Raw genomic sequence first — 294 nt, 5'->3', positions numbered from 1 at the left:
GACCAAGGCTACAGCCATATCGACGCCTGCCGTTCGCTGGGGGTGGTGGATTCGGCCTTGCGCCGTTGGGTGAAACAGCTCCAGGCGGAACGCCAAGGCGTGACCCCGAAGAGCAAGGCGCTGACGCCCGAACAGCAGAAGATCCAGGAACTGGAAGCCCGGATCAACCGGCTGGAGCGGGAGAAAGCGATCCTAAAAAAGGCTACCGCTCTCTTGATGTCGGACGAACTCGATCGTACGCGCTGATAGACCAGTTGAGTGAGCAGGAGTCGGTGGAAGTGGTCTGTTCAGGTT

The 294-nt window shown here is 59.5% G+C and carries 1 pseudogene; it reads left to right on the top strand.

Features of this window, described 5'->3' with window-relative positions:
* Window positions 1–294 (top strand): annotated as a pseudogene (locus ACLJNW_RS24405) (transposase); the annotation flags it as partial.

The organism is Salmonella sp. SAL4457, from assembly GCF_046548235.1.
Lineage (GTDB): Bacteria > Pseudomonadota > Gammaproteobacteria > Enterobacterales > Enterobacteriaceae > Salmonella > Salmonella enterica.
The sequence above is the reverse complement of the archived record's forward strand: the minus strand, read 5'-3'. Positions and strand labels throughout refer to the sequence as shown.